Genomic DNA, 19380 nt, shown 5'->3' with positions numbered 1-19380 from the left:
CGTCCTCCCCGGTGAGCAGACAGGCGTCGAAGTCCCGGTACTGGCGCGCCCTGGTGTCCGGCGGGCTCGCCGCCTCGTCGTCGCCGCCGAACAGCCATGCGGCAATGACGGCGCAGACCACCACCAGCAGCCCGGCCCCCGCCCACGCGCCCCGGCGGCCGCGCAGCAGTTCCGCCGATCCGTCGAGCAACCGCCGCACGCCGGACCGGCGGCCCCGCGGCTCGGGCCTGACGCCCCGCCAGGTGCGCCGGGTCTTCACTCGGCACCCGCGGCGACGGGGCCGGCGGCGACAGGGCCGGCCGTGCGCCGCCCGGACCCGGCGAACAGGACGTGCGCCGCCGCCCCGAGCGTGGTGACCAGCACCAGCAGCAGGTCCGCCGCGAACTCCGCGCCCCGCGTCTCGGCCGGGGTCAGGGCGGCCCAGATCACCCAGGCCACGTTGCCGGCCGTGAACCCGGCGCACACCAGCCAGTCGGCGGCCCGTCGCCGCCGCGCGGCAACGACGAGGGACGGCACGAAGGACAGCATGCCGAGCGTGACGAGGGGCACCGCGGCCAGCAGGACTCGGGGCGCCGCCGTCATCACCGCCGTCGCCGGACGGGGGCCCACCTCGGCGGCCACGGGCACAGCAGACTTCACGCTCTGTTCCTTACGGGAGGGACGCGGGCGCGCCCGCCCGCGACGGCCGGGGCCGTTCGCACAGACGCCCGACGGATTCGGACGCCGTACAGTACACCGTTCCTTCACAGGTCCGGCACAGCGGGCGCCCCGCCGGGCGGGCCCCGCCCGCGAGCGGGGTCAGCCGCCGCACAGCTCCAGCATGACCTTCTTGTCCGCTGTGGTGACCGGGAGTTCGTACTTCAGCGAGACCTGGGCGAACCGCAGCGCGTACGAGCACCGGACCGGCTTGTACGGCGGCAGCCAGGTCGCGGGGCCCGAGTCGCGCTTGGCGTTGTTGGCCGGGCCGTCCACCGGGAGGAGGTTGAGCGGATCGTTGGCGATCTGCTGCCGCTTGGCCTCGTTCCAGCGGGCGGCGCCCATCTGCCAGTCGTACGACAGCGGCATGACGTGGTCGATCTGGACCTTGGTGGCCTGCTTCTTGCGCCACTCGATGGACGAGCCGGTGTACGGGTCCTTGAGGGTCATCGAGACGACCACACACTTCGAACCCGACCGGAGTTCGACCTTCTTGCCGTCCCGGGCCAGCAGGTCGTTGCGGGTGTCGCAGCCGTTGCGGGAGAGCGGTATGCCGTCGACGGAGTCCTTCCAGGCGTACCCGAACTTGTCCCGCTCGTATCCGGTCTTCGGGCCGCGCCCCTTGGTGGCCACCTTCTCGATGACCTTCCGGGCCGCCGCCCTGTCCGCGTCGGAGGTGAGGGGCGCCAGGCCCGGCTTCGTGCCGTCGGCGTTGTCGAGCGGACTGGCACCGAAGCCGGTGACCGGCCCCCCGCCACCGTTCGAGCCGGCGCCCGGAGATTCGGCACCGGAGGTGATCTTCTCGGGGTCACAGCCTGCCAGGGCCAGCACAGCGGCCACGCCGAGGGCGGGCACCATCACTCGGTAAGCGCGGGAAGATATCACTCGAAGCCGTCCTGACGGGGAGAAAGCCGAACCAACTCGGGAATCCTACGGACGTCTTCCCCGCCGCGACGTGTTCATGACCTCCGTTCACCCCGGATGCGGTCCGAATCACACCTTGCCGATGCCCAGCGTCGTCTCCGAGGGCAGCATCCCGGAGCCGATCACCGCCACCCACAACGGCCCCAGCAACTCGACGAGCCGCTCCCGCTCCTCCTCCCCGAGCTCCCGCCACGGGGCGGCGGCCGCCTCGTCCGTACGCCGCTCGACCTCGGCGCGCAGCGCCCTGCCCGCGTCCGTCGCCATGCCGTCACCCCTCAACAGCCCCCGCTTGAGCAGCCGCTGACGGGCTTCGTCCCACTGCGCCCCGCTCCACCCCCGGCTCGCGAACACCTCCGGCGCCGCCGCGCCGACGGCCGCGAAGGACACCAGCGACTCGACCGGGTCGAGCTCCGCGTGGGCGAGCGCCGCGAGATGGCCGTCACCGCGGTGCTCGCGCAGGACGGTCGCCGCCCGCCAGAGCGCGAGGTGGGGTTCGTCCAGCCAGGGCAGCGCCGCGTTGGCCGCGGCGAGCGGGCGGTCCGCCGTGTCGGCCGCCTCCGTGACGCGGCGCAGGAGCGCGACGGCCTCGGCCGTGTCCGCAGCGGCGCACGCCTCCCCCAGCAGCGTCCGGTACGTGCGGTCGACGGCTCTCGTACGGGCCGCGAGCACGTCGGCGGACGAGGCGACGGACCAGACGGCGGGCACGTGCTCGTCCACCATGGCCGGGCTGAAGCTGTGGAAGGCCCCGGCGACCCGGTCGGCCCCTGCGTCCCCGAGCGGCGCGGCCCGCCAGGCGAAGTAGCTCGGCCAGCGCTCGTCGACCCGGTAGCCGAGCGCGGAGGCCTCCTCGAAGGCCTCCGGCGCGTAGTAGAGGACAGCGTGCAGGGGCTCCAGGAGGTGCCACATCTGCCGTGCGCGACCCAGCTCGTCGGACATGTCTCCGCCTTCCGCAACCACAGGCATCTTGCCAGTGACTAGATCCCCAGAGTGCACCCCACCCCCTAACTTGTCAATGCCTAGATTCCGCGTAATCTGCTGTCATGACCAGCACCCGCGCCTACCACCACGGCGATCTGCGGCGGGCCGTCCTCACGGCCGCCCTCGACGTCATCCGCACCGAGGGCCCCGGCGCGCTGAGTCTGCGCGACCTGGCCCGCCGGGCCGGCGTCTCCCACGCCGCCCCCGCCCACCACTTCAAGGACCGCACGGGCCTGCTCACCGCCATCGCCACCGAGGGCTACGAGCTCTTCGCCGACGCGCTGGCCGACGCCCCGGACCTGCGGGAGCGAGGTGTGCGGTACGTGCGCTTCGCCACCGAGCACCCGGCGCACTTCCAGGTGATGTTCCAGCCGGAGCTCTGCCGCGCCGACGATCCGGAACTGGTGGCGGCGAAGCTCCGGGCCTCGGTGGAACTGCGTGCGGGCGTCAGCGGACTCCCCGCCGCCGGCCGCGGCGAGGACCCGGTGCTCGCGGGCACGGCCGCCTGGTCCCTGGCCCACGGCTTCGCCACGCTGCTGCTGAGCGGCAACCTGGGCGGCGCGGTGGGCGACCAGGACCCGGAGGAGGTGTTCCGGGCGCTCACCGCAGTGATGTTCGCACCGGACGGGACCAACTGACCCTCACCCAAGGGGAATAGCCGGAGCCGATGGGCGCTTGACCGTGTCGCGCGCACGTGATCGACGACTTGGACCCGGGCCCCGCGTCGAACTGTCCACCCGGCGGGATACCGGGCGACGGCCGAGGCCCTGGACCTGAGCAGCCTCGCACGGCCCCGCCGCCGCGCCGCGCCCCGGCCCCGCTCACTCGGCAGTGAACTCGTACCGCACCTCGTGCAGATGGCCCGCCTTCACCATGACGGTCGCTTCGATGGGCCGCTCGGCCTCGCTGTAGACGACGCGCAGCGTCCGAAGAACCGGCAGCCCACCGGGCAGCCGCAGCGCCTGGTGCTGATCCTGCGTGGGCACCCGCGCCGAGACCCGGTCCACGCCGAGTCGCGGCGGGTGGCCCAGTTCCGCGAGCAGCGTGGGCGTACCGCCGGGAATCTTCCGGCGCCCCGTCATCGCCGTGCCGCCGACGATCTCCAGCAGGTAGTACGACGACACGAGTTCGACGGGTTCGTCGTCGACCATGAGGAGCTGGCGCCGCAGGAGCGCGATGCCGCGTTTCGGCAGGCGAAGGGCCTCGGCCACATCTGCGGGAGGTTCGCACTCGGCCACCTCAAGCAGTGTGCTGTGCGCGCGGGAGCCTGTCCTGGCGGCTTCGGTCAGCCAGCGGTACGGCTCTCCCGCACCTGCCGGTGCCATGTACGAGGCTGGGCGGACGGTTCGCTGGCGATGCTCGCGGACCGTTACCCGTCAACTCGCACGGCTCACCGTCGAGATACATGATCCTGCGCCGAGCGACGACACTCTGCCCGGCGGCCACCCCCAGCAGTTCCGCGACCGCCCCCGGCGCCGCTACCTCGCCCGCCTGGACAGGCGCTGACTGCCCCGGCGCCCCTCGGCGGCGGCCTCCGCAGCCCACGTGTCGCCCGGAGCTCCGGAGGGCGCGACGAGATAGGGCACCGAAGCGCTGGTCCATTCACTGCCGCCCATGTCGTTCTCCTCTGCCGCCAACACCTTTCACCAGCCTGCCGCATCACACGGTGGGCGACCCCGAGCCTTCTCCCATCGGTTAAACCTTGCTGGTTTTCGCGAATAGCAGTGCAGTCGCCATCCGTTACGTTCCGCGAGCAAGGCGGTGAACCACCGTGTCCCTGTCTCAGCAACGACGCTTTCCTCGCAGGCGCACCTCTGTTGGTGCCTCACGCGAATTCGTCACCGGTGCCCTCCTCAAGTGGGGGCTTCACTCCCTGGTCGAGGACATAAAGCTGTGCGTGTCGGAACTCGCCACCAATGCGTTGCCGCACGGGGCACCACCCGGACGCGAGTTCAGCGTCGACATCCACCGGACCGAGGACCGGCCGGTCACTGGCGGAGCGGCCGCTTGTCGTCACCCGCATCCCCGACCACGTCCGCAAGGGTGTCCGGGTCCAGGGAGCGGATGCGGGGTATCGGGGAGGGCAGCAGCCAGAGCACCGACAGGGCTCCCCCGACGGCGGCGATGAGCAGGGTCGGCCTCAGTCCGACGAGCGTGGCGAGCAGGCCGCCGGCGACGGCGCCCACGGGCCGTATGCCGTAGTTGATCGTGCTGTACGCCCCCGCGACGCGGCTGCGCATCCGGTCGGGGATCACCGACGCCTGGAGGGAGTTGAGGTTGACGTCGAACATCATGACGCCGAATCCGGAGAGGAACTCGGCCGCCGCCAACGCCCCGGCGCTGAGCCAGGGAGGGCCGCCCGCCGCCGCGGCGATGGCGATCGGCGCCGGGAACAGGACGGCGCCCGCGACGATGCTGCGCCCCACACCCAGCCGCCGCGAGATCGATGGGGCGCACACCGCGCCGAGCAGGGCACCGGTCGCCCCCAGTCCGAGCGCGACACCGATCGTGCCCGCCGAGAGCCCCAGGCTCCGGCTGGCGAAGAGCACGATCAGTCCGCTGCCGGCGACGAAGGTGAAGAAGTTGACGGTCGCCGCGCAGCCGAGAGTGCCCCGGAGCACGGGGTGGCCCCCGACGAACGCGAGGCCCTCCCTGGCACGCCGGACCAGCGAGGGGCCGGCCGTGCCGGTCGCGCCCTTCGGCGGCTCGTCGACCGGGACCCGGCTGATCAGGACCGCCGATGCCAGGAAGGTCAGGGCGTCCGCCACGATGGCGACGGGCGCGGTGAGCGCCTGGACCAGTACGCCACCGATCGCGGGGCCTGCGACGTACGAAACCGAACGGCTGGCGCTGAGTTTGCTGTTCGCGTCGACATAGGAGGCACGCGGAACGAGTCGTACGAAGAACGGCGGATAGGCCGTGTTGAACAGCACCCCGGCGGCGCCCGTCAGCAACGCCACGGCATACAGCTGCGTGAGCGTCACCGCCCCCAGCAGGTAGGCCGCGGGCAGGCTCAGCAGCACCGCGGCGCGCACGAGGTCCGCGAGGATCATCAGGCGGCGTTTGCGGGCCTGTTGATCGACCCAGGCGCCCAGAAGGATCGCGAGCAGGTTGGGGGTCCAGATGAGCGCGGTCAGCCAGGCCACCTGGTTGGCCGAAGCGTTGAGCGCGCCGACAGCGATCAGGGGCAGGGCCAGTTCGGTGATCCGGTCACCGAACTGCGAGACCGAGTTGCCCGCCCAGAACCGGGTGAACCGCCGGTCCCGCCACAGCGATATGGCGGGGGTCCCGTCCGCGCCGTTCACCGCGTCCGCCCCGCCCGGCCCTCGCCCGGTTCCCCGTCACCTTCCGGCAGGGCGTAGCGCATCAGCACGACTTCACGGCTGTCGGCGGGCCGGTCGGCCGGGTCGCGGGTGACGTACGGCGCGAGGACGCGCTCGATCCCGTCCTGGATGGCGGCCAGTTCCGCGGCGGAGACCCTGATCCGGGTGTTGGCGAGCCCGGCGGCCCTGCGCCACGCGGGATCGAGTCCCGGCTCGACCTCGGCCGACCAGCGGACCGGGGCGTCCGCGTAGCGCAGGAACATCTGCCGCGAGAGCTCCCGCGCGGCCGACCGGCCCTCGTCGTCCGCCGGGTCCTGCGACTCCTCGAACCGGAATCCGCGCGCCACCGCCTCCCAGCGCCGGCTCCGGCGGTCCGGCCCGGGCTCGCTGTCGCGCACCAGCCCGAACGCCGCCAGGTGACGCAGGTGCCAGCTGGTCACCGAGGGAGTGGCTCCCACATGCGGTGCCAGTTCGGTCGCGGTCGCCGGTCCGTTCCGGTGCAGGTGGTCGAGGATCGACAGCCGCACCGGGTGCGCCAGTGCCCGCATCGCCTGCGGATCGGTGATCTCGACATCGCCCAGGGGGTTGCTGGAGTCCATGACGCGAGAGCATCCTCTCACGATTCGTGAGAGTCAACTCTCATATCTCCGGCCGCGCGCGATTCCCCCTGGTCCTGAGCCCTTGCGGCCCCCTACGACCCCAGGATCGTCGTGAGGAACTCCCCCGTCCACGCCAGGAGTTCGCGGCCCACGACCGGCTTGCCGCCGATCCGGCCGGCCGTCGGGCGCGGGACCAGGATCTGGTGGAGGGCCGGCTTGATGATCGTCTTCGGGTGCAGGCGCTTCAGGCGGAGCTCCTGCGACTCGCGCAACTCCACCGGGCCGAACCGGATGTTCTGCCCCTGGAGCACGATCTCGCCGACGCCGCAGGCGCGGGCCAGCATGCGCAGGCCGGCCACCAGGAGGAGGTTCTCGACCGGTTCCGGGAGCTTTCCGTAGCGGTCGGTGAGCTCCTCGCGGACGGCCCTGATGTCGTCCTCCGAGGAGGCCGAGGCGATCGAGCGGTACGCCTGGAGGCGGAGGCGCTCGCCGGGGGCGTAGTCGTGCGGGATGTGCGCGTCGACCGGCAGCTCGATCTTGACCTCCAGCGGCGGCTCCTCCTCCTCGGCGCCGCCTTCCAGCGAGGTCCGGTAGCCGGCGACCGCTTCGCCGACCATGCGGATGTACAGGTCGAAACCGACGCCCGCGATATGGCCGGACTGTTCGCCGCCCAGGAGGTTTCCGGCGCCGCGGATCTCCAGGTCCTTCATGGCCACGTACATGCCCGCGCCCATCTCGGTGTGCTGGGCGATCGTGGCGAGCCGCTCGTGGGCCGTCTCGGTGAGCGGCTTCTCCGGCGGGTAGAGGAAGTAGGCGTAGCCGCGGTCGCGGCCACGGCCCACCCGGCCGCGCAACTGGTGGAGCTGGGAGAGGCCGAAGTTGTCGCCGCGCTCCACGATCAGGGTGTTGGCGTTGGAGATGTCGATGCCGGACTCGACGATCGTCGTGGAGACCAGGACGTCGAACTTCTTCTCCCAGAAGTCCACGACCACCTGCTCCAGGGCCTGTTCGGACATCTGGCCGTGCGCGGTGGCGATCCGCGCCTCGGGGACGATCTCGCGCAGCCGGGCGGCGGCCCGGTCGATGGACTCGACGCGGTTGTGGATGTAGAACGCCTGGCCCTCGCGGAGCAGTTCGCGGCGGATGGCCGCGCCGATCTGCTTCTCCTCGTACGGGCCGACGAAGGTGAGGACCGGGTGGCGCTCCTCGGGCGGTGTGGTGATCGTCGACATCTCGCGGATGCCGGTCACCGCCATTTCGAGCGTACGGGGAATGGGTGTCGCGGACATGGTGAGGACGTCCACGTTGGCGCGGAGCTTCTTCAGCTGCTCCTTGTGCTCGACGCCGAAGCGCTGTTCCTCGTCGACGATGACCAGGCCCAGGTCCTTGAACTTCGTCTCGGAGGAGAAGAGGCGGTGGGTGCCGATGACCAGGTCGACGGAGCCTTCGCGCAGCCCTTCGAGCGTCGACTTGGACTGGGACTCGGACTGGAAGCGGCTCAGCGCCCGTACGTTGACGGGGAACTGGGAGTACCGCTCGGTGAACGTGCCGTAGTGCTGCTGGACCAGGAGGGTCGTGGGGACGAGGACGGCGACCTGCTTGCCGTCCTGGACCGCCTTGAAGGCCGCCCGCACCGCGATCTCCGTCTTGCCGTAGCCGACGTCGCCGCAGATCAGCCGGTCCATGGGTACGGACTTCTCCATGTCCTCCTTGACCTCGGCGATGGTGGTGAGCTGGTCGGGCGTCTCCGCGTGCGGGAAGGCGTCCTCCAGTTCGCGCTGCCAGGGGGTGTCCGGGCCGAAGACATGGCCGGGGGCCGCCATCCGGGCCGCGTAGAGCTTGATCAGGTCGGCGGCGATCTCCTTGACGGCCTTCTTGGCGCGTGCCTTCGTCTTGGTCCAGTCGGCGCCGCCGAGCCGGTGCAGGGTGGGCGCCTCGCCGCCGACGTACTTGGTGACCTGCTCCAGCTGGTCGGTCGGGATGTAGAGCCGGTCGCCGGGCTGGCCGCGCTTGGCGGGGGCGTACTCGACGAGGAGGTACTCGCGGGTGGCGCCCTGCACCGTGCGCTGCACCATCTCGATGTAGCGGCCCACGCCGTGCTGCTCGTGGACGATGTAGTCGCCCGTCTCCAGCGTCAGCGGGTCGATGCTCTTGCGGCGGCGGGCCGGCATCCGGCCCAGGTCCTTGATGGCGGTGCGCTGACCGGTCAGGTCCGTCTCGGTCAGGACGGCAAGCTTGAGCTCCGGGTCGACGAAGCCGTGGTCGATCGCGCCGCAGGACACATGGACCAGGGATGGCGAGATCTCCGCCAGATCCGCGTCGAGACGGGCCGGGATGCCCTCGCCGCCCAGCACCTCGACGGTACGGGACGCGAGGCCCTGGCCCTCGGTGACGTACACCGTGCGCCAGCCGTCGGCCAGCCAGCCCTTGGTGTCGGCGAGCGCGCGGGCGGTGTCGCCCCGGTACGCCTCCGGGGCGTGCATCCGGAGCTTGAGGGTGTCGTCGTCCAACTCCTCGTCCGCGGCGAACGGGGAGATCGACCACCACATCATCTCCAGCTCACGGGCCCGGTCGCGGACGTCCGCGATGCCGCGCAGCGAGGCGGCGCCGACGTCGATCGGGGCCTCGCCGCCGCCCGCGGTGGCCGCCCACGACGCCTGGAGGAACTCCTGGCTGGTGGCGACCAGGTCGGCGGCCCGGGTGCGGACCCGCTCCGGGTCGCAGACCACGGCCATCGAGCCCGCGGGCAGCACGTCGATCAGCAGCTCCATGTCATCGACGAGAACCGGTGCCAGGGACTCCATGCCCTCCACCGCGATGCCCTCGGCGATCTTGTTGAGGAGTTCGCCCAGCTCGGGGTGTTGTTCCGCGAGCGCGGCGGCCCGCTCGCGGACCTGGTCGGTCAGCAGCAGCTCGCGGCAGGGCGGCGCCCACAGCCCGTGGTCGGCGATCTCCAGCGACCGCTGGTCGGCGATCTTGAAGTAGCGGATCTCCTCGACGTCGTCGCCCCAGAACTCCACCCGAAGGGGGTGCTCCTCGGTCGGCGGGAAGACGTCCAGGATGCCGCCGCGCACCGCGAACTCACCGCGCTTCTCCACCAGCTCGACCCGGGAGTACGCGGCGGCCGCGAGCGCCTCGACCGTCTCGCCGAGATCGGCGCTCTGCCCGATCCGCAGCGCCACCGGCTCCAGGTCGGCGAGCCCCTTGACCTGCGGCTGGAGCACGGAGCGCACCGGCGCGACGACGACGGAGACCGGCCCGGTCTCCGGGTCGTCCTGCCTCGGGTGCGCGAGGCGCCGCAGCACGGCCAGCCGGCGGCCCACGGTGTCGGAGCGGGGCGAGAGGCGCTCGTGCGGCAGCGTCTCCCAGGACGGGAACTCCGCGACCGTGTCCGGCGGCAGCAGCGTGCGCAGCGCCGCCGCCAGGTCCTCGGCCTCGCGTCCGGTCGCGGTGACGGCGAGCACGGTCCGCCCGGCGTCCCTGGCCAGCGCGGCCACGGCGAAGGGCCTGGCGGCGGGCGGGCCCACCAGGTCGATGTGCATCCGGTGGCTGTCTCCGGCGGCCTTCACCGCTTCGGACAGCGCCGGGTCACGTACGACGACATCCAGCAGACCGTGCAGGCTCATGAAGGGCTTCCGTCCGGGGTAACGAGGGTGGGGCCTGGCAGCCGGCTGCTGCCAGGGGGCAACGCGAAGGGCCCGACACGTCATACGGGCCGGGGCGTCCAGCGTACGACTCCGGGATGACGGCCGCTTCCGCAACGGACATCCGGGGCGGCGCACGGACGCAATCCGGCCCCGGGGCGTTTGGAGGAACGTCCCGGGGCCGGATTCGCCAGTCTACGGTGAGCGCCGCCTCACCCGTCCGTGGCAGCCGTGCTCCTGGCGCCGTCCACGCGGGACCCGGGCCGCGCCCGGAAGTCGACGACCACCCGGCGGCTGGGTTCGATCGCCACGAGGAGAACGGAGTCCGACGCCGGCCTGCGGCGCCCACTGCCCACCGTCCCCGTCAACCCCGCCCCCCCACTGCTGACCGTGTGCGCGGCCGGGCGCCCTTCCCGGGCACGGCCGTGGCAGGAACGTATCCATCCGCCCATACCCACGGCCCTTTGCTTGAGCAAAACATGGGCCTGTCATCAGTAACTTGAGCTTGCCATCAGCAAGGGGCACCGCATACCAGCAGTGGCATATTCTTCGCCCGCCCGCGAGAAGGGCTGATCTCCCCAGGAGGCGGCGCGCAGCCGGTGACCCTTTTCGGGCCACCGGCTGCGCGCTTCCTCTTTCCGGCCCCGCGCCGGCCCTTCTCTATTCCGTCGCGATGGCGTTCAGGACGTTCATCCGGCCGGCCCGGAATGCCGGGACCAGGGCCGCGAACAGTCCGACGAAGGCCGAACCGACGAATACCGCGATGATGGTCGGCCAGGGGATTTCGAGGATCTTCATCCCCTCCAGTGCGAGCAGCTTGTGTGCCACCGCTCCCCAGCCCATTCCGAGGACGAGTCCGAGCAGAGCGCCGAAGACGGCGATCACCACGGATTCCAGCCGGATCATGCGACGGAGTTGCCGGCGGGAAAGGCCGATGGCGCGAATGAGGCCGATCTCCCGGGTACGCTCCACCACCGAGAGCGCGAGGGTGTTCACGACTCCGAGCACCGCGACGATGATGGCCAGGGCGAGCAGTCCGTAGACAATCTTCAGCAGCTGACCGATCTGGTCCTTCAGCTCCTGCTTGAAATCGGTCTGGTCGAACACCTTGATGGTCGGGTCCGTGGCCACGGCGGCCTTGAGCGACTTGTACGCCTGGTCCTGCTGGTCCGGCGCCGCCTTCGCAAACACGATCGCGTCCAGCGGCATGCGGTCGGCCGGGACGTGGCGCGCCGCCGTGGTGATGTTCGTGTACATCGCCCCGGTGTCGAGGGCGGAGTCGTCGGAGGTGATGGCGGCGACCTTCAGCGTCGCTGTCGAGCCGTGCTCGAAGGCGGCCTTCAGCCGGTCCCCGACCTTGATCCCGTGGCGCTTCGCGAACTTCGAACCGACGGACATCGCGTCCTTGCCGTAGGCGGCGGAGAGCTCACCCGACAGCGTGTCGCGCCTGAGGTCCTGCGCGTACGTCGGATCGGCGGCGGTCAGACCCACCTTCTCGGTGCCGCCTCCCGGCAGCGTCAGCTTGGCGTGCACCTCCTTGAGATGGGTGACGTGGGCCAGGTGGGGTGCGCCCTCGACCGCTGCGGAGGCCTGCCGGCTGACCGGCCTCCCGCTGTCGCCGCTGCCCACCTGCACGATGAAGTCGGCCCCCACCGACTTGTCCAGCTCGTCGGTGGCCGAGGCGACCATCGAGGAGCCGACCACCGACAGGCAGGCCACCAGGGCCAGGCCGATCATCAGGGCGGCGCCGGTCGCCCCGGTGCGGCGCGGGTTGCGCAGGGCGTTGCGCTCCGCCAGCCGGCCGACCGGGCCGAACAGGCGCAGGACGACGACGCTGAGCGCCCGAACGACCACACCGGCGAGCAGCGGGCCGATCACGATGAAGCCGATGAGGGTGAGGACCACGCCCAGGCCGAGGAAGAGCGAGCCCTCGCTCGCCTTGTCCGCCTGGGCCGTCGTCCACAGCGCGGCCACGCCGGCGCCGGTGAGGACCAGGCCGAGGCCGGCCCGGATCCAGCCCGACTTGGCGTCCGCCGGGGTTCCGGCGTCGCGCAGGGCGGCCATCGGGGAGACCTTGCCGGCCCGGCGGGCCGGGACGTAGGCGGCGAGGACGGTCACGATGATGCCGAGCGCGAGTCCGAGCACCGGAGTCGTCCAGGCGATGGTGAGGTCCTCGGTGGACAGCTCCATGCCCACCGCGCCCATGACCTTCATCAGGCCGACGGCCAGGCCGACCCCGGCGGCGACGCCGAGGATCGATCCGACGATGCCGAGCAGCACCGCTTCGAGCAGCACGGACCGGTTGACCTGCTTGCGGCTGGAGCCGATGGCCCGCATCAGGCCGATCTCGCGGGTGCGCTGGGCGACCAGCATCGAGAAGGTGTTGACGATCAGGAAGATGCCGACGAGGAAGGCGATCCCGGCGAAGCCGAGCATCGCGTACTTCATGACGTCGAGGAACGAGCCCATGGAGTCCTTGTTGGCCTCCGCGGCCTCCTTCTGGGTCAGGAGCTTGTACGCGGCCGGACCGTCCAGGGCGGTGGCGACGTTCCGCTTCAACTGCTCGTCACTGACGCCCGGTTCGGCGGTGACGGAGATCTGGGTGAAGACGTCGCGGGCGCCGAGCAGTTTCTGCTGGGCGGTGGCGGTGTCGAGGTAGACGATCGCGGCACCGGGGTTGGTGACCTTGAAGGCGGCGATGCCGCTGATCCTCGCCCGGATGTCGCCGGTGACGGCGATGGTGCGCAGCTCGTCACCGAGCTTCAGGTGGTGCTTGTCCGCGGTGTCGGCGTCGACCATCACCTCGGTCGGGCCGCGCGGTGCGTGGCCGGAGGTGATCTCCATGGAACGCAGTTCGTTCTGCGTCCAGTTGCCGGCGATCGTGGGGGCGCCGGTCTCGGAGCCCATGTTCTTGTTGTGGCTGTCGACGACCGTGACGGCCATGCTGGAGACGGAGCCCTCGGCCTTCTTCACCCCGTCGGCCCTCTCGACCTGCGCGACCACGGAGGCGGGCAGCGACTCGGGCTTGCCGTTCTGGGGGGTGTCGTCGGCCTTCGCGGACTTCGGGCTGACGGTGACGTCGGCCGACGTCGCGGCGAAGAGCTTGTCGAACGTGGTGTTCATCGTGTCGGTGAAGACGAGCGTGCCGCACACGAACGCCACCGACAGCAGGACGGCGACGGCGGACAGCGCCATCCGCCCCTTGTGCGCGAAGAAGTTGCGCATCGAGGTCTTCCAGACGGTCATGAGGTCCGCCCGCGCGCGTCGAAGTCCTTCATCCGGTCCAGCACCTGATCGGCACTCGGGTTGAGCATCTCGTCGACGATGCGCCCGTCGGCGAGGTACAGCACCCGGTCCGCGTAGGAGGCGGCGACCGGGTCGTGGGTGACCATGACGATGGTCTGGCCCAGCTCGTCGACGGACTTGCGCAGGAAGTCCAGCACCTCGGCGCCGGCCCGCGAGTCCAGGTTCCCGGTCGGCTCGTCGCCGAAGATGATCTCCGGCTGGGCGGCGAGCGCCCGCGCCACCGCGACCCGCTGCTGCTGGCCGCCGGAGAGCTCGGTCGGCCGGTGCTTCAGCCGGTCGGAGAGGCCCACGGTCTCCACGACCTGCCGCAGCCAGGCGGCGTCCGGCCTGCGGCCCGCGATGTCCATCGGCAGCGTGATGTTCTCCAGCGCGTTGAGCGTCGGCAGGAGGTTGAACGCCTGGAAGATGAACCCGATGCGGTCGCGGCGGAGTTGGGTCAGCTTCTTGTCCTTGAGCCCGGTGATCTCGGTCTCGGCGAGGTGGATCTGACCGGACGTCACGGTGTCCAGCCCGGCCAGGCAGTGCATCAGCGTCGACTTGCCGGAGCCGGACGGGCCCATGATGGCCGTGAACTGCCCCCGTGCGATGTCCACATCGACATGGTCGAGCGCGACGACCCGGGTCTCCCCCACCCCGTACGCCTTGACGACCTGCCGCGCTCGCGCAGCAACAGCCGTACGCCTTCCAGTGCCCCCGTGCCTGGGAATGGTTACAGCCGTTGTCACGGTATTTCTCCTATGTCGGCCAGCGCTGAGTCGTCGCTGTCTGCTCTGAAGTCTGTCGGCCGGAGGGGGTTCGGCGCGCTGGTGCCCAGCGCAGTCTTCGGGTGGGGTTTTCCCCACCCCGTCCCCTGCGGTCAGCCGCAATCGCGGTGTGCGAACAACGCTACGGAGAGGGCCTGACCAGGCACCTCCTCCGCCGGGAGGAACGGCCCCTGGACAGAAATAGGGAGCTCCCCCTAGGGGTCTCGGCCCCTGGGTGGACGGGTTTCTGAGGGGTTGCTCCCATCGGTGCACACGACGGGTGGAGCACCCCGCCCCGGGACGTCCGCCGCCGCTGCCGTCTGCCCCGGGAGAGCCGCAGGTGAGACAGTGTCCGAAATTACGTGCATGGGGAAGGAATCCTGGTGAGCGGCGCGAGCGGCGGTACGGAAGCGATATCGGGGTCAGGACTCGGCCCCGCCCCCTCCCCCGCGAAACCCCGTGGACGCGGCCCCGTCGTCGCGGCCCTGATGCTCTGTATGGCGCTGTCCGCCATCGACGGCACCATCGTCTCCACCGCGATCCCTCAGATCGTCGGTGACCTGGGCGGGTTCTCCGTCTTCTCCTGGCTCTTCTCCGGCTATCTGCTGGCCGTGACCGTCACCCTGCCGGTGTACGGGAAGCTCTCCGACACCTTCGGCCGCAAGCCGGTCCTGATCGCCGGCGTGATCCTCTTCCTGTTCGGCTCGGTGCTCTGCGCCGCCGCCTGGAACATGGCCGCGCTGATCGCCTTCCGTGTCGTGCAGGGGATCGGCGGCGGCGCCCTCCAGGGCACCGTCCAGACCATCGCGGCGGACCTCTACCCGCTCAAGGAGCGTCCGAGGATCCAGGCGAAACTGTCCACCGTCTGGGCCACTTCGGCGGTCACCGGACCGGTGCTCGGCGGGCTGTTCGCGGTGTACGCGGACTGGCGCTGGATCTTCCTGATCAACCTGCCGATCGGGGCCGTCGCCCTCTGGCTCGTCGCCCGCCACCTCCACGAGCCCTCCCGCGTCCGCCGCGCGGCCGGCGCCCCCCGCCCCCGGATCGACTGGGCGGGCTCCCTGGCCGTCTTCGCGACCGGCGCCCTGCTGCTGACCGCACTCGTCCAGGGCGGGGTCGCCTGGCCCTGGCTGTCCCTCCCCTCCCTCGGCCTGCTGGCGGCGACCGCCCTGCTCGCCGCGCTGACCGTGTTCATCGAACGGCGCGCCGCCGAACCGGTCATCCCCGGCTGGGTGTGGCGGCGGCGCACCATCGCCTCCGTCAACCTCGCCCTGGGCGCGATGGGTCTGCTGATGGTCGCGCCGACCGTCTTCCTGCCGACGTACGCGCAGTCGGTGCTCGGCCTCGGGCCGATCGCCGCCGGTTTCGTGCTCTCGGTGATGACGCTGAGCTGGCCGGTGTCGGCGGCGTTCTCCAACCGGGTCTACAACCGCATCGGCTTCCGCCGCACCGCGATCACCGGCATGTCCGGCGCCCTGCTGGTCCTGCTCGCCTTCCCGCTGCTGCCCTATCCGGGCCGGGCCTGGCAGCCGTCACTGATCATGCTGCTGCTCGGCGCCGCGCTCGGGCTCTTCCAGCTCCCGCTGATCGTCGGCGTCCAGTCGACCGTCGGCTGGGCCGAACGCGGTACGACGACGGCTTCCGTGCTCTTCTGCCGCCAGCTGGGCCAGAGCATCGGCGCGGCGCTCTTCGGCGCCGTCGCCAACGGAGTCCTCGCCTCCCGGCTCGCCGACGCCCCCGTACCCGGCCTGCCCGGCGATCTGGACTCCGTCTCGCACGCCCTGGACGACCCGGGCGCACTGAGCGCGGCGGCAACGGACTATCTGCGGCGGGCCGTTGACGCCGCCGTCGACCGGGTCTACCTCGGGGCGGCCGCGGCCGCCGTCGTCGCCCTGCTGGTCCTCGTCTTCGTGACCCCCCGCCGCTTCCCGATCCTCACCGAGGAGCCCGACAGCGCTCCCGCGCCCGGAGGCCCGGCCGGCTGAGGGGAGGGCGTGGCCACCTCCGGCCTGGTCCCGTACGCGGGACTGCCCGGCTCCCTCCCCTTTCGGGGCCCGGAGCCGGGCAGTTGGGTGCGCGTGCCGGGGTCAGCCCCTGGCCGTGGCCACCTCCGGCGAGGCGGCCGCGTCGGCCGTCTCACCGGTGGCGGCGGACCCGCGGACGGCCGGGATGAACGCCGAGATCGCCGCGGCGATGACGGCGACACCGCAGCCGAACATCAGGCCGGTACGGAACCCGGCCTCGGAGGTGAGGGTGAAGCCGCCCGCCTCCGTGGTCATCTGCGAGAGGACCGCACCGATCACGGCGGCGCCGATCGAGGTGCCGAGCGCGCGCATGAGGGTGTTGAACCCGTTGGCGGCTGCCGTCTCGGACGCCGGGACCGCGCTCATGATCAGGGCGGGCATCGCACCGTAGGCGAGGCCGACGCCACTGCTGCTGACCATGAGGAACAGCATCAGCCCCCAGGCGGAGCCCATCAGGAGGATGCCCAGCCCGTAGGCCGCGGCGATGACCAGCACACCGCAGATCAGCGTGAACTTGGGGCCGCGGGCGTCGGTGAGCTTCCCGCCGAACGGGGAGACGATCATCATCATGATGCCGCCGGGGGCCATCCACAGGCCCGCCGCGAGCATCGACTGGCCCAGGCCGTAACCGGTGGCCTCGGGGAACTGCAGCAGCTGCGGTGCGATCAGCATGCCCGCGTACATGCCGAAACCGACGAAGAGCGACGCGAGGTTGGTGATGAGCACCCGGGGGCGGGCCGTGGTGCGCAGGTCGACCAGCGGGTCCTTGGTCCGCAGTTCCCAGAACCCCCAGCCGATGAGCACCACGACGGAGGCGACGAACAGGCCGACCGTCGTCGTGGAGGTCCAGCCCCACTCGGCACCCTTGGAGACGGCGAGGAGCAGGCAGACCAGGCCGACGGCCAGGCCGAGGGCGCCGGGCACGTCGAAACGCTGCCCCTTGGCGCCCGCCGGGACGTCCGGAATCAGGAACCAGATCAGTACGGAGATGGCGAGGGCCAGTGCGGCGGAGCCCCAGAACAGCACCCGCCAGCTCGCGTACTGGGCGACCGCCGAAGCGATCGGCAGGCCGAGGGCGCCGCCGATGCCGAGGGAGGCGCTGACCAGGGCGATGGAGGAGCTCAGCTTCTCCTTCGGCACCACGTCACGCAGCAGAGCGATGCCGAGGGGCACCATGCCCATGCCCATCCCCTGCAGACCGCGCCCGATGATCATGGGGACGACGGAGGACGCGAGGGCGCACACCACGGAACCGGCGAACAGCGGCACCGCACACACGAGCAGCATCCGGCGCTTGCCCAGCAGGTCACCCAGCCGTCCGGAGACCGGCACGCACACCGCCGAGACCAGCAGGGTGACGGTGATCACCCAAGTGGCGTTGGAGGAGGTCGTGTTGAGAAGTTGCGGCAGCTCCGCGATGAGCGGGGTGACCAGGGTCTGCATGACCGCCGCCACGGTGCCGGCGAAGGCGAGCGTAGCGACCACACCGCCCGTTCTGGCTGTCGGCTGGGGGGCATCCATGAGGAGGAACTCCTAGGGGTCGTCGTCTCGTCCACCGAATAGCGATGTGCATCGTACACGCCGAATGTGTCATACACATCACGTGTCCGATGCACGCCGCATGAGAGCATGAGCCGGCGTTCAGCACCCGCCGCGCAACCGACCCCGGAGCAGGAGCAGGAGGCCGCGGACATGGCCAGGCCCACGGACGAGGTGGAGTACGAGCAGATGCTGCTCGGGCGACACGACCTCCCCTACCACCGGGGCGGACGGCACAAGTACGCCCTCATGGAGCGAAGCGCCTACATCCTGCTGAGCCGCATCCGGATCCAGGGACCCATGTCCAACGGCGAACTGAGCGAGGCCTTCGGACTCGACGCCTCCACCCTCAACCGCCAGACAGCCGCGGCGACACGCGCCGGGCTGGCCGAACGCATCGCCGATCCCGACGGCGGCATGGCCCGCAAGTTCCGCATCACCGCCAAGGGCGCCGAACTCCTCGACCAGGAGCGCGAACGGGTCGTGCGCGCCCTGGACCAGATCATGGACGACTGGCCGGACGAGGACATCGCCGCCTTCGCCGGCTACCTCAAGCGCTTCAACAGCGGCATCGAGCACCTCTCCAAGCACCCCTGGCCGCGCCCCTGACCCCGGACCCGCCCGGCCACCGGCACACGCCCCGGGCCCCGGCCCCGCCCCCTCCGCCGGACCGGACGACGCCTCAGTCGCCCGCCGGAGTCACCCGCCCGGTGAGCGCCGCCAGCGAATTGCGTACGTGCGCCATGTGCGCCTGCACCTCCTCGCGGCCCTCCTCGTGCTCCCGCAGAATCCGCTCCGTCTCCCGCGCCACCCGCTCCTCACGCACCCGGGCAGCGGCGATCAGCTCCGCGCCCCGCGCCTCGGCGTCCTCCTGGCCGTGCCGCGCGGCCTCCTCCGTCTCGGCCAGTGCCCGGCGCGCCCCGGCCAGCACGGCCTCCGCCCGCCCGGTGAGCTCCGTGTGCTCCGCGGACTGCGCCGACTCGCCGTCCGCGAGCTCCCGCTCGGCCGCCTTCCACCGCTCGGCGTGCTCCTGCTCCTGATGCGCCAGCACACTCGCCGTACGGCTGCGGGTCGCCTCCATCGCGGCGTCCGCCTCCTCGCGCGCCGCCCCCGCCTCCAGCCGGGCCGCGGCCAGCGCCTCACCGGCCGAGCCCTCCGCCGCGGCCAGCAACTGCTCGGCACGGGCCACCGCGGCCGCCCGCATCGCCTCCGCGTCCGCACGGGCCGACTCCCGCAAGGTCCGCGCCGCCGCGTCCACCGCGTCCCGCAAGGACTGCGCGTCCTCCAGCGCCGCACCCCGCACGGTCTCCACCTCGCCCTCGGCGAGCGCCAGGATCTGCTGCGCCCGCTCCCCCAGCGACGCGTAGTCCTGCGGCGCCAGCACGGCGACGGCCTCGTCCAGCCGGGCCGACTCCGCGATCAGCGTCTCCACCTGCGCCGTCAGCCGAGCCACCTGCTCCTGGGCCGCGTCCCGCTCGGCGGACAGCTCGGCCACCATGCGGTCCACCTGCTCCGGACGGTAGCCACGTCCGCGTACGCCGACGAAGCCGTGCGCGGACACCGGTGCAGAACTCATCCTTGTCGCCTCTTTCCGACTCTCCGAC

General features: G+C 71.5%; 13 protein-coding genes and 2 pseudogenes. 3 read left to right on the top strand and 12 right to left on the bottom strand.

The annotated features are described in order from the left end of the window. Nucleotides 1-255 precede the first annotated feature (255 nt). The 3 genes from OG322_RS22470 to OG322_RS22460 form a co-directional block, all read right to left on the bottom strand. The gene (locus OG322_RS22470) at nucleotides 256-639 is read right to left on the bottom strand and encodes a hypothetical protein (RefSeq protein WP_148085505.1); all 384 of its coding nucleotides are present in this window, start codon (nucleotides 637-639) and stop codon (nucleotides 256-258) included. Between the two features lie 159 nt (nucleotides 640-798). Then, nucleotides 799-1554: an HNH endonuclease family protein gene (locus OG322_RS22465; RefSeq protein WP_185095411.1), complete on the bottom strand. Its 756-nt coding sequence runs from the start codon at nucleotides 1552-1554 to the stop codon at nucleotides 799-801. Nucleotides 1555-1689: 135 nt separating this feature from the next. Continuing rightward, nucleotides 1690-2556, bottom strand: a complete 867-nt coding sequence (locus OG322_RS22460; RefSeq protein ID WP_329306840.1) for an SCO6745 family protein — start codon at nucleotides 2554-2556, stop codon at nucleotides 1690-1692. Nucleotides 2557-2660: 104 nt separating this feature from the next. Between OG322_RS22460 and OG322_RS22455 the strand changes: the two genes are divergently transcribed. Further along, entirely contained in the window at nucleotides 2661-3236 is a 576-nt protein-coding gene (locus tag OG322_RS22455; RefSeq protein WP_123459778.1) for a TetR/AcrR family transcriptional regulator, read from the top strand. 183 nt (nucleotides 3237-3419) lie between these two features. On the opposite strand, the pseudogene OG322_RS22450 reads toward OG322_RS22455, so the two are convergent. The 7 genes and pseudogenes from OG322_RS22450 to OG322_RS22420 form a co-directional block, all read right to left on the bottom strand. After that, nucleotides 3420-3971 (bottom strand): annotated as a pseudogene (locus tag OG322_RS22450) (UTRA domain-containing protein); the annotation flags it as partial. Between the two features lie 64 nt (nucleotides 3972-4035). Next, nucleotides 4036-4200, bottom strand: a pseudogene (locus tag OG322_RS22445) (hypothetical protein); the annotation flags it as partial. Between the two features lie 386 nt (nucleotides 4201-4586). Continuing rightward, on the bottom strand, nucleotides 4587-5903 hold the full coding sequence (locus tag OG322_RS22440) for an MFS transporter (protein WP_329306839.1): 1317 nt from the start codon (nucleotides 5901-5903) through the stop codon (nucleotides 4587-4589). Continuing rightward, nucleotides 5900-6520 carry an ArsR/SmtB family transcription factor gene (locus tag OG322_RS22435; RefSeq protein WP_123459780.1) on the bottom strand — a complete coding sequence of 207 codons (621 nt, stop codon included), beginning with the start codon at nucleotides 6518-6520 and terminating at the stop codon, nucleotides 5900-5902. Before OG322_RS22435 ends, OG322_RS22440 begins: the two co-directional genes overlap by 4 nt. A 92-nt stretch (nucleotides 6521-6612) precedes the next feature. Continuing rightward, complete coding sequence (gene mfd / locus OG322_RS22430) at nucleotides 6613-10146, bottom strand: transcription-repair coupling factor (protein WP_266411840.1); 3534 nt, start codon at nucleotides 10144-10146, stop codon at nucleotides 6613-6615. Between the two features lie 678 nt (nucleotides 10147-10824). Beyond that, a complete protein-coding gene (locus OG322_RS22425; RefSeq protein ID WP_123459782.1) occupies nucleotides 10825-13410 on the bottom strand; it encodes an ABC transporter permease in 2586 nt (861 codons plus the stop codon). Further along, complete coding sequence (locus tag OG322_RS22420; RefSeq protein WP_123459783.1) at nucleotides 13407-14195, bottom strand: ABC transporter ATP-binding protein; 789 nt, start codon at nucleotides 14193-14195, stop codon at nucleotides 13407-13409. Before OG322_RS22420 ends, OG322_RS22425 begins: the two co-directional genes overlap by 4 nt. Nucleotides 14196-14596: 401 nt before the next feature. Here OG322_RS22420 and OG322_RS22415 point away from each other — a divergent pair, with 401 nt between their 5' ends. After that, the gene (locus OG322_RS22415) at nucleotides 14597-16198 is read left to right on the top strand and encodes an MFS transporter (RefSeq protein WP_405700696.1); all 1602 of its coding nucleotides are present in this window, start codon (nucleotides 14597-14599) and stop codon (nucleotides 16196-16198) included. Nucleotides 16199-16300: 102 nt separating this feature from the next. Here the strand turns inward: OG322_RS22415 and OG322_RS22410 are convergent, their stop codons facing one another. Beyond that, entirely contained in the window at nucleotides 16301-17758 is a 1458-nt protein-coding gene (locus OG322_RS22410; protein WP_329306838.1) for an MFS transporter, read from the bottom strand. A gap of 171 nt (nucleotides 17759-17929) precedes the next feature. Between OG322_RS22410 and OG322_RS22405 the strand changes: the two genes are divergently transcribed. Further along, nucleotides 17930-18385, top strand: coding sequence for a MarR family winged helix-turn-helix transcriptional regulator (locus tag OG322_RS22405; protein ID WP_123461996.1), 456 nt, complete (start codon nucleotides 17930-17932; stop codon nucleotides 18383-18385). A 73-nt stretch (nucleotides 18386-18458) separates the two neighbouring features. Here OG322_RS22405 and OG322_RS22400 read toward each other — a convergent pair whose 3' ends face one another. Continuing rightward, nucleotides 18459-19352 (bottom strand): cellulose-binding protein, encoded by an 894-nt coding sequence (locus OG322_RS22400; protein ID WP_185095298.1) that lies wholly within the window; start codon nucleotides 19350-19352, stop codon nucleotides 18459-18461. Nucleotides 19353-19380: the final 28 nt, after the last annotated feature.

This window comes from Streptomyces sp. NBC_01260 (assembly GCF_036226405.1).
In the GTDB taxonomy this organism is placed as follows: domain Bacteria; phylum Actinomycetota; class Actinomycetes; order Streptomycetales; family Streptomycetaceae; genus Streptomyces; species Streptomyces laculatispora.
Note: the sequence above shows the minus strand (reverse complement) of the source record. Positions and strands in the feature narration are given on the sequence as shown.